Origin of the sequence: Mucilaginibacter rubeus, from assembly GCF_014643835.1 — a bacterium.
Taxonomy (GTDB): domain Bacteria; phylum Bacteroidota; class Bacteroidia; order Sphingobacteriales; family Sphingobacteriaceae; genus Mucilaginibacter; species Mucilaginibacter rubeus.
The window spans coordinates 539,504-554,016 of the sequence record NZ_BMKD01000002.1 but is presented as its reverse complement, the minus strand read 5'-3'; the positions used below and the strand labels follow the sequence as shown (position 1 = coordinate 554,016).

Genomic DNA, 14,513 nt, shown 5'->3' with positions numbered 1-14,513 from the left:
AGTTTATATGGTTTTGACATCAATGACATAATGTAGTGTATTTTTCAGCCATTATATTTTCCTGGCTTCGTTAACTTGTCGTGCTTTAATAACCTGTATTTGTGGGTAAATGTTATTATCTGTATAGTAATTAACTTTTTAAGTTTCCGATATGCTAATGCGCCATTGTTCTTCATTGTTCAATAGTTTTTAAAATTTTTGCCGGAATACCCCCGACAACAGTATTTGCCGGCACATCTTTGCTAACAACCGCACCCGCGGCAACAACGGCATTCTCTCCAACGGTTACACCCGGCAATATAGTAGCGCCAGCACCAATCCATGCGTTGCGCTTGATAACGATAGGTTTGCAAATCATACCCCGCCGGTTGACCGGGTCGAGTGGATGATTTTCAGTGATCAGGTTTACCTTAGGGCCGAGGAGTACATGATCTTCCAGCGTAATACCGCCCATGTCAAGAAACGAGCAGGCATGATTAATAAACACATGCTTGCCAATACTAATGAAACGGCCAAAGTTGGTATGGAAGGGTGCGAACAAAGTGGTGCTTTTGTCTATTGTTGCGCCAATAATGTTGCTAAGTTGCTGGTGGATCTGCTCAACGGTGGTTGCTGCATTGAGTGCAGGCGACAACGCCAGAGTGCGGGCCACCACAGCATTTACCTTGTAAAATTCCAGGTCAGTAAGCGGAACAAATTCCCCTGCTTTCAACCGTTCGAAAATATCTTTCATAATAATGTGGTTATTTAACGATATTGTATTCATTATCAGAAATATGTAGCCATGTCGCAATGCCTTTTTCTATATTGAAATTCAGTGCTATTTGCGTAAAGCTGTTTTGGAACGTAGTACCATGCCAGTGTAAGATGCCCGGCGAAATGGTGACCACATCACCTTTATGTAGAAATTTTTGCGCCGTGGCACTTAGTGAAAACAGACTACCTGCAGCTAAAATCATCAGCTGCAGTATGATGGAAGTTTTGTATCTGCCGATGTTTTTCATTTTGCAAAGTTAGTGCTGTTGCCAACTTTGCTGTTTAAGAAAATCAAACCAATGCTTATGAAAATCAAACTTCCATGGTGCGAAGCGAACTTGGATTGGTGCCAGTCATGCGTTTAAAATAGTTGTTGAAGTAGCTGGGATATTCAAAGCCAAGTGCATAAGCAATGTCGGCTATGTTCCAGTCAGTATGTTGTAACAGTGCTTTTGCTTCGCTGATAATCCGCTCTGCAATGTGCGCAGATGTTGGCCTGCCGGTAACTTCCTTTACCATACGGTTGAGGTAATTTACGTGAAGGGCGAGGTTTTGGGCGTAGTCCTGGGCCGTCTTCAACTGCAACGGCTTATTGGGGCTTTCTACAGGGAATTGTCTTTCAAGCAATTCCATAAATACAGCAGCGACCCGGTAGGCAGCGTTTTTATGCTGATCAAAATTTTCAGAGGGCTGCATTTTCATCGCTTCATGCATGATCAGGTTGATGTAACTGCGTATCAGGTCGTCTTTATATACGTAACTACTGTTTTGCTCATCTATCATCTTCTGAAAGAGGATGTTCAGAGACGCTCTTTGCTGTTCGGTGATCTTTAGTACCGGTGTGCCGCCGATCTTGAAAAAGGGTGATTGCTGCAGCATATCGGTACGTTCTGAAACGCACAGAAATTCTTCGGAAAAGAGACAGGTATAACCCACATAAGTGGTTGAGATAGTTTCCCAGGAATATGGAATATGCGGATTGCCAAAAAACAAAACAGTGCCCTCCACTTCAAAGCTGCGGTCGGCATAGTGAATCTTGCTTTTGCCTGTAGTTAAACAAATTTTGTAAAAGTCTTTTCTACTGTAAAACCGAACAGCCTGATCGTCTTCTTTTATCTGGAAAACATTGAAGCCTTTTAACCTGAGGTCATTGTTAAAGAGAGAAACCGATCTCGCTATTTTATTGTCCATGACTTAAAGTTATGAAACTCAAACTTTCAATTTCCAATTAAAAAGACAAGCGCTAACCTTTGATGTAATTGTATATCCCGTTCCCGAATTGTAAACAGGCGGTTCCGCTATATTAAGCAGCGCTGATCGATTTAAGCAAAATTACTCTCCCATAAACTTTTCACATTAAAGCTTACTTATTTTGTAAAGATTGCCATTGTCCGTAACACCGTATAATGCGCCGTCCTTACCGGTAACAAGAGAACGCCAGCGTTCGCCCTTGTCTTTCAGCAGGCGTTCTTCCGCTACAATCTTATTGTCTTTAATAATAAGCCTGATGATATGTGATCCACCTAAGGCGCCTACAAATAGATTTCCTTTCCATTCGGGAATCAGGTTGCCCGTATAAAAGGTTATGCCGCACGGTGAAATGCTTGGGTTCCAGTAATAAATGGGTTGGGCCATGCCTTCTTTTTGCTGTATTCCATCGCCAACTTTTACACCCCGGTATTCGATGCCGTAAGTAATAACCGGCCAGCCATAGTTCTTTCCCGGCCGGATAATGTTAATTTCATCACCTCCGCGCGGACCGAATTCTGATTCCCATAATTCGCCGGTATTTGGATTCATCGTCATACCTTCGGGGTTTCTTAAGCCATAAGCATAAATTTCGGGCAAAGCGCCGGCTTTTTGCGAAAATGGTCCGCCAGGCACCGGTTTCCCGTCACGGGTTATATGCAATACTTTTCCGATTGCAGTATTCAGGTCCTGGGCCTTGACACGCATTTCATCATCCCCATGTTCGCCTGTGCTTACAAACAGATTGCCTTGTTTATCGAAAACGATTCGTGAGCCGAATTGCAGATGACCGTTATAAGCAGGTTTAGCATGATAGATTACCTTTACATTTTCGAGCCTGCTGTAATCGGACGAAAGCACACCAGTGGCGACAGCCAACTGGAATCCCTCAGGAACTTTTTCGGAGTATGACCAAAATAACATCCGGTCTTTTACAAAAGAAGCATCAAAATTAACATCTAACAAACCGCCCTGGCCACCCACTGCCACTGCCGGTAAACCTTGAATGTTCTTGTCTAAACCGCCATCAGCCTTTAATATCCGCATGGTACCGCCTTTTTCCGTAATTAAAAAGCGCCCATCGGGCAGACAGCGTAAAGCAAAGGGTTGCTTCAGCTCATGATTGATCACGTTTACACTGAGTTTGGTTTTAGTTTGTGCACCAGGGGCCCTTGTCTGACCCGGAAAAGCGGGCTTGTAGTCGGCCGTTGGCGATTGCGTTTCAACGGGCGGCAGTGACTGGGCAACAGCCTGCGTAATATCAAAAAAAGAGCAAAGTGAAGCAATTGCACAGGTAACTAACAAGGGTTTGATTGTTTTTGACATGGGTAATATGTATTTGTTGTGAAGATAAATAATATGCCGGCAAATGTTAAAATGTGTTGAACAAATAAATCTGCCTGCTCCGGTAACATTAACCGGCCATCAGGTTGTAATAGAGGTTAATAACACTGATTAATTATCAATGCATATAAAGAGCGTTGCGATGTTTGAGATATCTCCCCCTGGCCGATATGAAATTGGCTGGTTAGTGTCTACAGCTTGGGATTTAAGTACCCGCGGCATTTTACACCGGCATTTAAAAAGGTAAGCGGCCAAACACGCCAGGAATATAGAACATTGAATTGAGAAACGGCCGTGGCGGTTCACCCTGGCGCCAGATTTAACCTGCAATAGATTTAAAGAAAAATAACTATTTGATTTACACTGGTATTCCTGGTAGAAATATTTAAATTTAATTATTAATTCCCGATCTCAAGCCTAACTTAAACTCTTCGATATGATAGCGATAACAATCAATGGGAAACAGCGGGAGGTTGCCGCTGACCCGGACATGCCTTTACTGTGGGTTATTCGTGACCTTTTAGGCCTTACCGGCACCAAATTCGGTTGTGGCGTGGCGCAGTGCGGAGCATGTACTGTACACCTGAACGGCGAAGCTGTACGGTCATGCGTAACAAAAGTGAGCCGTGCGGCAGGGCAGCAGGTCACTACAATTGAAGGACTGTCTAAATTAAATGACCACGCTTTGCAAATTGCCTGGGCCGAACTCGATGTTCCGCAATGTGGTTATTGCCAGTCGGGGCAACTCATGTCTGCAGCTGTTTTGCTGCGGGAAAATCCCAACCCAACAGATCAGGATATTGATGATGCGATGTCAGGTAATATTTGCCGTTGCGGTACTTATCCCCGCATCCGGTTGGCTATACACAAAGCGGCAGAACTGCAGCGGGAAGGAGCAAAATCATGAACAGGCGTAACTTTATACAATCAGGTGCATTATTGAGCGGTGGCTTGCTTATCTCATTTACTATTCCAAAGGCCAATAAGCTTGCTGCCCTTGCAGATACGGCTGATTTAAATGTGTTTGCCCCGAATGCATTTTTAAATATAGGTACAGACAATAGTATTTCGGTATATCTGAGCCACGTGGAAATGGGGCAGGGGATCTGGACTACACTGCCCATGCTTATCGCGGATGAGCTTGATGTGGATCTGAAAAAAATCAATATTAAACATGGCGGTGCCGATAAGGCGTTTAACCATGTTATTTACGGTGCCCAAATTACCGGCGGGTCAAGTACCACCTGGTCTGAGTTTGACAGGTATCGTAATGCCGGCGCAACCGCGCGGACGCTCTTGCTTCAAACAGCCGCTACCCGTTCGGGGACTGCTGTTGAAAGCTGCAAAACGGAAGATGGGTTTGTTATTGCCGGGAGCAAAAGATACACTTATGGAGAGTTAGCTAACGATGCCGCAAAGTTACCTGTACCAGCAAAGGTTCCGCTGCGTTTATCTACCGACTGGAGGTATATAGGCAAAGGAAGCAAAAGGATGGATGCGCGAGTAAAGACTGACGGTACTGCAAAATTTGGCATGGATATCCAGTTTCCCGGATTACTCACCGCAGTTGTTGCCCATGCACCTGTTTTTGGTGGTAAAGTTAAATCGTTTGATGCCGGTAAGGCGAAAGTAATTCCCGGCGTAAGGGAGGTTGTTCAAATCCCAACTGGGGTGGCTGTTATTGCCGACCACTTCTGGGCGGCCCAACAGGGACGGAAGGCCTTACAGATAACCTGGGACCATGGCGCCGGCGTGCAGTTAAATACCGGTACGCAAACTGCGGCTTACCGAAAACTGGCTGCATCGGATGGGCTCCTGGTTCAGAAAAAAGGCGATGTAAAAACAGCGTTTACAAAAGCGGTAAAAACCATTTCGGCAGAATATGTTTTTCCTTATCTGGCCCATGCTCCTATGGAACCGCTGAATTGCACCGTGAAGATTGAAAATAACAGCTGCGAGATATGGACAGGTACACAGTTGCCAGGCGGAGAACAGGCTGCCGCAGCAAAAATTCTTGGATTTAAGCCGGAGCAGGTAAAAGTAAATATACCATTCCTTGGGGGAGGCTTCGGCAGGCGTGCTACACCTGCCTGCGATTTTGTTTCGGAGGCGGTTCATATTGCGAAAGCAAGCGGCAGGCCGGTAAAAATGGTATGGACACGGGAAGATGATATGAAGAGCGGCTTTTACCGGCCTTTTTATGTCCATAATGTAAAGATTGGCGTTGATAAGGACGGTCTTCCCATTGCCTGGAACCATAATATTGCAGGTCAGTCAATTATGGCGGATGCGGCAATACTTTTTGGTCCGCCTCCGGCAATAGATGATACAACGGTGGAAGGCGTAAAAGGATCACCATACCTGGACGAGATACCAAATCATTTTGTAGGCCTTCACACCACTAAAGAAGTAGTACCTGTTTTGTGGTACCGGTCTGTAGGTGGTACGCACACTGCATTTGTAATGGAAACGCTTATAGACCAGCTTGCCCACAATGTAAGTATCGACCCTGTGGAGTACCGCCGCGGCTTATTTAAAAATCATTCGAGGCACCTGGCTGCACTTAATCTTGTGGCTGAAAAAGGCAATTGGAACCGAACGCTGTTACCAGGGCGGTTTAAAGGCATGGCGGTACATGAGGCTTTTGGCAGCGTCGTAGCTATTATAGCCGAAGTAAGCGTTGATAAAGGAGTTACGAAGGTACATCAGGTAGACTGTGCAATTGAGTGTGGCCTTGCCGTGAACCCCGACGGTGTAAAAGCCCAAATGGAAAGCGGGATAATTTTCAGTATCTCGATGGCAATGTACGGCGAGCTAACGTTCGTTAATGGAGAATTGCAACAAAATAATTTTTATGATTACCGGATCACCCGGATGCACGAGGCACCCCGGATCAATGTTTACATTGTGGATAGCAAGGAAAAAATGGGAGGTGCCGGAGAATGTGCAGTTCCGCCAACAGCACCGGCTGTAGCTAATGCAATTTTTGCAGCAACCGGAAAACGGATTTACAATTTACCTATCGTTAACAACCGACTCGAAAAACAGGCATGAAAAAACTAATAATCACCATGATCGTTTTGTTTATGTCAAGTGCGGTCATATTATCGTTCAAAGAGGAAAAATCAACATTTAATTATACGGCACTACCTAAAGATAGTGTGGCTTCTATTGCAGCTTTTAAACAAGTTTACACCGTATTGATGAGTGCCCGCTGTATGAATTGTCATCCCTCGGGAGATATACCACTGCAGGGTGATGATAATCACTTGCACACTATGTTTCCCAAAAGAGGGGTTGATGGTAAGGGTGTTTATGCCATGAAATGTGCCAATTGCCATCAGCCAACAAATACTCCGGGCTTACATACGCCCCCGGGCAATCCCAATTGGCATCTCCCACCAGCCGATATGAAAATGGTTTTCCAGGGGAGAACACCCCGTCAGTTGGCAAAACAAATCATAGATCCCAAGCAAAACGGGCATAAGGACATGCAGAAGCTCATTGCACATGCAGATGATGGACTGGTGCTGTCGGCCTGGAAACCAGGAGAAGGCCGTAAACTTCCACCAATGAGCCACGCCGCATTTAAGAAAGCCTGGCTTACCTGGTTAAAAACGGGCGCGTATGCCCCGGCTAAATAAAGTGAGGCAAAGCCGGGATTACAAAGGATGGAGTAAGCTAAGTTTTCTAATACCCCCGGCTGTCTAAGTTATTGATTTATTATGCTGTTTATTTAAATGGAGTTTTATTAATAATAAAGCGCCGTCCTTGGTCAGCGCTTTATTATTAACTATTATCAAAATGCCGGCAGCTTCCTGCAATAGTTCGTCGGACATAAAAAGTTTAAGCTATTTATAAGACAAAAAAAAGCCCGATACATTTTGTACCGGGCGCTGTTAGTTAGTTGTTTGATATTTTATCTATTAATTGCCACTGACCGTTTTATTATCAGGCTGACTTAAAGATGCGGTATTAACGGTATTAAGCATCCCGTTCATAATGCGCTGATTGATGTACGCTGAAAACTTTAAAGCTCCTTTGAAATTCAAATGCCCAAAATCGGCAAAGTCATCATTTTTTAGCGGAAAGTTATTGAAGTCCAGGAATTTTATATCGCTAAAGTAACGCTCACGGATCCGCGAAAACTCTGCCTCATTATTTCTGTACTCATACAATGGATGTTGCGGGCTCCTGATCAGGAAAACACTTTTATGCATGCCGTTGCAATAATCTATTATTTTCCTTAGATATTGAATATTGGTTGTTGAGATTGCACTTTTATTCGATGCTGCTTTAATAATTTTACCCGCCGGATTATTTGAAGGTAAAGGCCTGGAACCTTCTATTTTGAAATATCCTCCTGTTTTTCCTGTGTAATCATAATTGAATGAAAGTGCTTTAATAAAATTGGTACGCGCAGCTATGCCTACACAATTCATAAAATATTTTGAATTATGCTTAGCCAGCAATTCAAAATCGGCCAGGCTCATAAAAGAGGCATATTGCGGAAACATATTTGACATGTAGGTGTACCCCCATGTCCAGTCATCCATTTTTGTGTCAATCTGGTTATTTGAAAATTCTATAAGTACAGTGGTTATCTGAGGGTTTTGCGACAGGTATTTTTTAACCTTCTGAAAGGTGTAAAAATAAGATTCGGCTGAGTGCGACAGATTGGTTAGTTTGGGTATCAGGGTATCATTGTAGGCACATTCTGAATGTGAATGACCAAAAAGTGCAATAGTATTGTCTTTCTTTACACTAAACTTTGAAAATTTATTTACCATATAACCCGGAATCAGGGCAATAGCCAATATGAGCAGGCAGCTCATTAAAACAAATGATATGGTTTTAATTAAAAAGCGGTGCATTGCTTAAAATTGAAAGTAAATAAACTGCTGCTCTTTTCCTGTAAATAAAAAAATCACCACAACCAATGTATAATAAAAGGTCAATCTGTACCCTCTTTTTCTTAACCAGCTTAACTTCTCAATGGCATATTGGTTTTCCCGTCCCTGCCACTCAACTATTATAAAACATAGGATAAGAATGATCACTTCAAGCAATTGTGCTTTGTTAACATCTAATTGAGGTATGGAAAAAAGCGATCGTGAAAAAATCCGGCCGATATATTTAAAGGCTTGTGTAACACTATCAGCCCTAAAAAAGATCCAAGTAAAAATTACCTGCAGAAATGTGGCTCCCATTTGCATGAATTCGGTGAACGTTGGCATAGCTTTGCCTTTGGCTGCAATTTCGAGGTGGTTTCTGTTTGTTTTTAAAAGGATAGAAGGGAGAATGAATAAAGCATTTAGAAGGCCCCAGATGATGAAGGTCCAGTTGGCGCCGTGCCAAAAACCGCTAACCAAGAAAATGATTAATGTGTTTCTTACTTTGAGCCAGGTGCCTGTTTTGCTGCCCCCAAGAGGTATGTATAAGTAATCTCTAAACCATGACGATAGTGAGATATGCCATCTGCGCCAAAACTCGGCCATATCTCTTGAAAAGTACGGGAATGCAAAATTTCTCAGCAGTTCAAATCCAAAAAGTTTTGCTATGCCTAATGCCATATCAGAATACCCCGAGAAATCGCAATAGATTTGGAATGCAAAAAATATAGCGCCTAAAACCAGGGTACTGCCTGGATAATGCGAACTATTTGCAAATATCATGTTGGCATAGTCGGCACATTGATCGGCAATTACAGCTTTTTTAAACAGGCCCCATAGAATTTGCCGCAGCCCATTAATTGCCTCCTGGTAGTTAAACTCTCTCTTGGTTTTTACCTGGGGCAAAAGGTGTGTTGCCCGCTCGATAGGGCCGGCCACCAAAAGCGGAAAAAAACTTACGAACAATGAATAGTCAATGAAGTTCCGTTCGGCTTTAATACGGTTTTTATAAACATCAATTACATATGATAAACCATGAAATGTATAAAAAGAGATACCGACAGGCAGGATTACATTTAGAGTAAACGGGCTTAAATGAATCCCTATACTGGCGCATAGGCCGGCAAGCGATGCTGCAAAGAAGTTGTAGTATTTAAAAACACCCAAAAAACCCAGGTTTACAGATATGCTTAACCAAAGCCAAAAGGTTTTTAGGCTATGTGTTTTTGCCTGGTACATTTTTAGCCCGGTAAAATAATCTAAAAGGGTAGAAAAAATTAACAACAAAAGAAACCGCCAGTCCCAGCATGCGTAAAAAAAATAACTTGCAGTGAGCAGTAACAAATTTTGCTGTTGCAGTTTTCGGTTTAGTACAAACCAATAAAGCACAAAAACCACAATCAGAAATATTCCGAACCCAAAGGAATTAAAAAGCATGATGGTGAATTTTAAAAAATAGCCAAAGTGGCTGACTTAGGAATATTTAGTAAGTACAGAGGCTGGAAAATAGGTGGAGGTAGATGTATAAAAAAGCAACAAAAAATTGATTGCTGTTTACAACAACCAACTTATAACAATATAAAAAAGTAAAGGTCTTTTGTCAATATAATAATTTTGTAATACCGATGGACCTGTCAATCTGGTTTTAATGTGTTCTCGTTACGCAAGGCTTCATTGAATTTTTCAAGCAATTTAATATACTTGTCCATCCAATAATATATGGCATCAAGCGGAGCGTCTTTTGCCTCATGGGTTTCGATATCCTTTTCGGCATTCGGCGAGTTAAATCTCAAGGCAAATTCGTTGGGAAATTCCTTTGAAAAATCGTGTTCGATAACAATTCCGATCTGACAAATTATATCAAAGCTAAGCCTTTTGGTGTTGAACCAATTGTATAAGGTTCTGCGGCTTACGTTGAGTTTCCGGGCGATTTCACTTATCCCCATATGGTCACGTCTAACAATTCGCTCTACAATTTTGCCAAAATGTAAATCTTGAGTGTCATTAATACCAATAGATCTTTGATCATTATTGATATATGAGCTAACAGGGTAATAAACTTTGCTGTGCATAAGATTAGATTCGATTAGGTGTCAATTTTAGTTGGTTAGCATAATTAAATTTAGGTTATAATAAACTGCAAGTTATTTATAGATACTTATGATCGTAAATATCGGTTCTCGGCTTTTTCTGAATCATGATTTGAGTTTAGGTTATTCATTTGTTTAGTATTTAGTGCTTCACATTTGTTTATCAATAAACAAACGATGGCCTTATTTGATAATTCGTATCATCGTTTGTGAATTAAATTTATGTATACTTCCGTTGTTAATTCAACCTATAAAAGGCCAAATTATACCTGTAGAAGGCGTTAATATACACTAATTGGGAATGGTAAAAATGGCTCTGCACGTTTTTGGGGCCAATATTTGCCAGGTTTTGTGAGTGGTAGTTAAGTTATTAAACTGTTATCCATCCAATGAAGTGTTATTTTAGTTAATTTTACTAATGGTGTAATTTATTTCAAAATAAGATAAATTTAGCGCATGGAGCTAATGCAAACGCATAAATTCATAAAATAATGGCGAATTATCATTTTTTTTGTCTTCCGGTTGGAGATCATCACGATAAAGTATTTTTCTAAACAGCTCAATCCGTCAAAAAGTTGGCCGTTTTAAAAGGTGAAAGAGGAGTGATATCCAGTAATATTCCAGATAGCTTTTTACACTTATTATTTTGAAATTCAGGATAACCAATAATTCTTATTTTTCTTGAATTACCTTTGGCGGTTATCATATCAACTTCAATATCAAAAGAGCTTCCGTATTTTAATGCGTCTTTTAAAGCTTTTTTACTAAGCCGCTCGCTTTTACCTTGTTTAAAAAGCTTCCATATCGTTTTTATATCAGGTACAAAGTACTCAGGTACTTCAAGGATGCTTTTTATAACGTTATCCCACTGCATAGTATGGGTAAGCAGATCCCGAGTCCAGGTACCTATTTTTGACAAGGTTGCAGCTCTTTTTAAAAGCTTCTCGGCCTGTTTGTTTTCTTTCTCTATGGCTTTAATTTTGGAGATATCTTCGGTATGGATAAATAGTCCGCCTGTTTCTCCCGAAGTTGTAAACCAGGGGTGAATATTCCACTTTAACCAAACGCGGGTACCATCATTCTTTTTTAAGAGCAGGCCATCACATTGATATATATTACCTTTTAAGCAATGATTGTGGAGCTTTTCGCATTTCTTTTTTGTAGCCGGTAAAACTTCATAAATACTTTTTCCAATAAAACCTGTGCTTTCAAGTTTATATTCGGCAATCCATCTTTTTGAAGCAGCAATAAATTGCATCTGGTTATCGAACATGGCAATAGCAATAGGGGCCTGTTCTATAAGCATTTTATTATGCGTATTATCTTCTTTTTGTGTTTCGATGAGCTCACTATCGGATGATTTTTCTTCTAAATATCTATGATAACATGCCGAAAAATTCGACGGATTGGAAAAATTAAGCATTACTGCCATTTGGTTTTTATTGCAGCGCTTTTCCCTGATATACCTGTCTGCAATTTCCATTTGCAGATACCGGTAATAGGAAAAAATAGTTCTGCCGAAACTTTGCTTAAAATCCCTTTTTAATTTTGACTCGGATACAAAATGTTTTTTTGAAAGTGCAGAGATACTCGGAAATCCGATAAACACATTCTCATTTAGTGTTTTTGCAACATTTTCAAGGAGCTGGTCATTTTGAGTTACAAACTCCGGTAGTTTTTCTACCCCTGTTTTATTATTATCGTGGGATTTATTATTTAGCGGGCTAATGTCTGCCATATGTGCATAAAATCCCTTTATTTCACCTTCAACATAGTTGGGATGATAAGTTACCCGCACATTTTTTGCTCTGCCTGAATACAAATGAATTACCTGGTCAAAAACCTGTATTTTACCGCCTAACACACCATTAATATAAGGAAGTTGTATTTCAAATAATGTTCCTAAAATTTCTGAAAGATGTGATTTATTGATCATGTGCTCCGGGGTTATCCCAAACCAATCGGCGGTAGCTTTATTGGCATAGCGGCAAATCAGGTTTTTATCCCAATAAGCCAGCATAGCCTCTGTATGCTCCGTCACGTTGAACGCTATCTCAAAAAAATCAGAATTCGGATCAAAGGACATTAGATTTCCTCTTTAAAAATAACAATCATCAGCTTTACCCATCGTGATGTAAATGGGATCTTAGGTTTTAATTTGCTTAAATCTGCAAATTATTATTGATAACCTATAAGATAAATCATATAAATTAAAAAAAAGCTCAATTTACCATTTGTTTATCAATCAATTTTATGTCGAGCTTTTCATATTGGGAGTTGTTGCTGATGTAATCAGGCAATATGGTTTTCATTTTCGATACCATCAAATCAACTTCATTATGCAGGTTAAGTTCCAAAAGGTCCTTTATTAAATTATTGATCTTAGCGTAACTAACCGGGATATTTTTGGAGATTTTGATGTCTTTGTTATAAGTAGGTATTACCTCTTCTTCCGCGTTTAACAACTCTTCATATAGTTTTTCGCCAGGCCGCAATCCGGTATAAACAATCTGGATATCTTTTCCCGGAACAAGACCAGCCATTTTTATCATATTCGCCGCCAGATCGGCGATTTTTACCGGCTCGCCCATGTCAAATAAAAATATTTCACCTCCTTTGCCCATTACGGCTGCCTCAAGTACCAGTTGTACAGCTTCGGGTATAGTCATAAAGTATCTTGTGATATCCGGATGGGTAACAGTGACGGGCCCGCCTTTTTCAATTTGTGCTTTAAAGCGAGGGATCACGGAGCCGTTTGACCCAAGGACATTGCCAAAGCGGGTTGTTATAAACCTGGTTTGGTTGCCTTTTGACGGATCGGAGTTAAAAAAATGCTCTTCAAACAACAGGTTATTTAACGATTGAATATACATTTCGGCTATCCGTTTTGAGGCCCCCATGATGTTTGTTGGACGCACCGCTTTATCTGTTGAGATCATTACAAATTTTTCGACATTAAATTCTATTGAAATATCTGCCAGGATTTTTGTGCCCCATACGTTGGTTAAAATAGCTTCGGTTGGATTATTTTCCATCATCGGTACATGCTTGTAAGCTGCCGCATGAAATACTATTTGAGGCCTGTATAAATTAAATAGTGTTTTTATACGACCGGCATTTTGAATATCAGCAATAAAGATCCTGGTGCGGTTACCGTACAAACCATCTTCAATTTCCATTTGAATATCATGCAGCGGGGTTTCGGCCCTGTCACATAATACAACAAATTCGGGACTATACATTAACACTTGCCTTACCAGCTCAGAACCTATTGAACCGGCAGCACCCGTGATCAAAATCCTTTTACCTTTAATGTCATCTAAAATATGTTCATTGCAGATTTTTATGGGTTTTCGCTCCAATAGGTCTTCTATTTTTAAGTCTTTAAACTGATTTAGGTTTGGCTTGCCGTTGATCCACTGGTCTGATGACGGCACAATAATTACTTTTATGCCAAGTTCAATGCATTTTTCAACCGCTTTTCGTTTTCCATCGATTTTTATATCCTCGGATGTTATCAGCATTGACTTTATATCGTAGCGTTTTTTTAGCATATCAATTGATTTGATAGGATAAACTTGCTTTTGCTCAATGCATTTTGATATTCTGTCAACCCCGGTGTCGATAAAGCCCTGAACATTGAGTATAAATCCTTTTTGCGCTTCAAGGGCATTTTTAATTAGTATGGAAGGTTCGTTGGAGCCGTAGATCAGTACATTTTCTTTTTCAACTTTATAGCTTGTTGCCTCAATGTATTTAAAAACATCCTTGATAATAATACGCATACACATAAGCATAGACGAAGTGATAAAGAAATTGATCAGCAGCACGTCCATCAATCCGCTGACATCTATTTTAAGATAGAAAGCGAAGAACAAATGATAAAACAGCAGAAAAGTAACGTTACTTGCCAGTACGGTTATTAAAATCCGCATCATATCGCGTGTGTTGGAATACCTGATAATACAGGTATGTATTTTCATTATCATAAAAACCAACACCGCATTGCTGCAATAAAAGAGCATATAATAAAGACTGATGGGATCAAACTGAAGCCGGTTTTTAAAATATAGTGATGTCCATAATGATAACAAAACTACCATCAGGTCAATTACCAGGATTAGCCATCTTGAATGGAACTTATCCTGGAACAACAAATTTTTGAGGTATATCATAACTGGTT

At 40.6% G+C, this 14,513-nt stretch carries 12 protein-coding genes; 3 read left to right on the top strand and 9 right to left on the bottom strand.

Features of this window, described 5'->3' with window-relative positions; translation table 11 throughout:
* Positions 1-172: 172 nt before the first annotated feature.
* From IEX80_RS08770 to IEX80_RS08755, 4 genes are all read right to left on the bottom strand, one after another.
* The gene (locus tag IEX80_RS08770) at positions 173-733 is read right to left on the bottom strand and encodes a DapH/DapD/GlmU-related protein (protein ID WP_188832672.1); all 561 of its coding nucleotides are present in this window, start codon (positions 731-733) and stop codon (positions 173-175) included.
* 10 nt (positions 734-743) lie between these two features.
* Complete coding sequence (locus IEX80_RS08765; protein ID WP_090526751.1) at positions 744-1,004, bottom strand: cupin domain-containing protein; 261 nt, start codon at positions 1,002-1,004, stop codon at positions 744-746.
* Between the two features lie 64 nt (positions 1,005-1,068).
* A complete protein-coding gene (locus tag IEX80_RS08760; protein WP_090526753.1) occupies positions 1,069-1,947 on the bottom strand; it encodes a helix-turn-helix domain-containing protein in 879 nt (292 codons plus the stop codon).
* A 165-nt stretch (positions 1,948-2,112) separates the two neighbouring features.
* Complete coding sequence (locus IEX80_RS08755) at positions 2,113-3,330, bottom strand: PQQ-dependent sugar dehydrogenase (protein ID WP_188832671.1); 1,218 nt, start codon at positions 3,328-3,330, stop codon at positions 2,113-2,115.
* A 454-nt stretch (positions 3,331-3,784) separates the two neighbouring features.
* On the opposite strand from IEX80_RS08755, the gene IEX80_RS08750 reads away from it, so the two are divergent.
* The 3 genes from IEX80_RS08750 to IEX80_RS08740 are packed head-to-tail and all read left to right on the top strand — an operon-like array spanning position 3,785 to position 6,992.
* Entirely contained in the window at positions 3,785-4,255 is a 471-nt protein-coding gene (locus IEX80_RS08750; RefSeq protein WP_112659114.1) for a (2Fe-2S)-binding protein, read from the top strand.
* The gene (locus IEX80_RS08745) at positions 4,252-6,402 is read left to right on the top strand and encodes a xanthine dehydrogenase family protein molybdopterin-binding subunit (protein ID WP_188832670.1); all 2,151 of its coding nucleotides are present in this window, start codon (positions 4,252-4,254) and stop codon (positions 6,400-6,402) included. The genes IEX80_RS08750 and IEX80_RS08745 overlap by 4 nt, the downstream gene beginning before the upstream one ends.
* Positions 6,399-6,992, top strand: a complete 594-nt coding sequence (locus IEX80_RS08740; RefSeq protein WP_188832669.1) for a hypothetical protein — start codon at positions 6,399-6,401, stop codon at positions 6,990-6,992. The genes IEX80_RS08745 and IEX80_RS08740 overlap by 4 nt, the downstream gene beginning before the upstream one ends.
* 282 nt (positions 6,993-7,274) lie before the next feature.
* On the opposite strand, the gene IEX80_RS08735 is transcribed toward IEX80_RS08740, so the two are convergent.
* From IEX80_RS08735 to IEX80_RS08715, 5 genes are all read right to left on the bottom strand, one after another.
* A complete protein-coding gene (locus tag IEX80_RS08735) occupies positions 7,275-8,222 on the bottom strand; it encodes an LB_356 family protein (RefSeq protein WP_188832668.1) in 948 nt (315 codons plus the stop codon).
* 3 nt (positions 8,223-8,225) lie between these two features.
* A complete protein-coding gene (locus IEX80_RS08730) occupies positions 8,226-9,479 on the bottom strand; it encodes an MBOAT family O-acyltransferase (RefSeq protein ID WP_229701567.1) in 1,254 nt (417 codons plus the stop codon).
* A gap of 395 nt (positions 9,480-9,874) precedes the next feature.
* Entirely contained in the window at positions 9,875-10,312 is a 438-nt protein-coding gene (locus IEX80_RS08725; protein WP_090526765.1) for a helix-turn-helix domain-containing protein, read from the bottom strand.
* A gap of 577 nt (positions 10,313-10,889) precedes the next feature.
* Complete coding sequence (locus tag IEX80_RS08720; RefSeq protein ID WP_188832666.1) at positions 10,890-12,416, bottom strand: PAS domain-containing protein; 1,527 nt, start codon at positions 12,414-12,416, stop codon at positions 10,890-10,892.
* A gap of 136 nt (positions 12,417-12,552) precedes the next feature.
* Positions 12,553-14,505 carry a polysaccharide biosynthesis protein gene (locus tag IEX80_RS08715; RefSeq protein WP_176627553.1) on the bottom strand — a complete coding sequence of 651 codons (1,953 nt, stop codon included), beginning with the start codon at positions 14,503-14,505 and terminating at the stop codon, positions 12,553-12,555.
* Positions 14,506-14,513: the final 8 nt, after the last annotated feature.

Coding starts and splice junctions, on each gene's coding strand:
- IEX80_RS08715 (WP_176627553.1), bottom strand. CDS start 14,505: ATGATATACCTCAAAAATTTGTTGTTCCAGGATAAGTTCCATTCAAGA.
- IEX80_RS08730 (WP_229701567.1), bottom strand. CDS start 9,479: ATGTACCAGGCAAAAACACATAGCCTAAAAACCTTTTGGCTTTGGTTA.
- IEX80_RS08735 (WP_188832668.1), bottom strand. CDS start 8,222: ATGCACCGCTTTTTAATTAAAACCATATCATTTGTTTTAATGAGCTGC.
- IEX80_RS08740 (WP_188832669.1), top strand. CDS start 6,399: ATGAAAAAACTAATAATCACCATGATCGTTTTGTTTATGTCAAGTGCG.
- IEX80_RS08750 (WP_112659114.1), top strand. CDS start 3,785: ATGATAGCGATAACAATCAATGGGAAACAGCGGGAGGTTGCCGCTGAC.
- IEX80_RS08760 (WP_090526753.1), bottom strand. CDS start 1,947: ATGGACAATAAAATAGCGAGATCGGTTTCTCTCTTTAACAATGACCTC.
- IEX80_RS08755 (WP_188832671.1), bottom strand. CDS start 3,330: ATGTCAAAAACAATCAAACCCTTGTTAGTTACCTGTGCAATTGCTTCA.
- IEX80_RS08745 (WP_188832670.1), top strand. CDS start 4,252: ATGAACAGGCGTAACTTTATACAATCAGGTGCATTATTGAGCGGTGGC.
- IEX80_RS08770 (WP_188832672.1), bottom strand. CDS start 733: ATGAAAGATATTTTCGAACGGTTGAAAGCAGGGGAATTTGTTCCGCTT.
- IEX80_RS08725 (WP_090526765.1), bottom strand. CDS start 10,312: ATGCACAGCAAAGTTTATTACCCTGTTAGCTCATATATCAATAATGAT.
- IEX80_RS08720 (WP_188832666.1), bottom strand. CDS start 12,416: ATGTCCTTTGATCCGAATTCTGATTTTTTTGAGATAGCGTTCAACGTG.
- IEX80_RS08765 (WP_090526751.1), bottom strand. CDS start 1,004: ATGAAAAACATCGGCAGATACAAAACTTCCATCATACTGCAGCTGATG.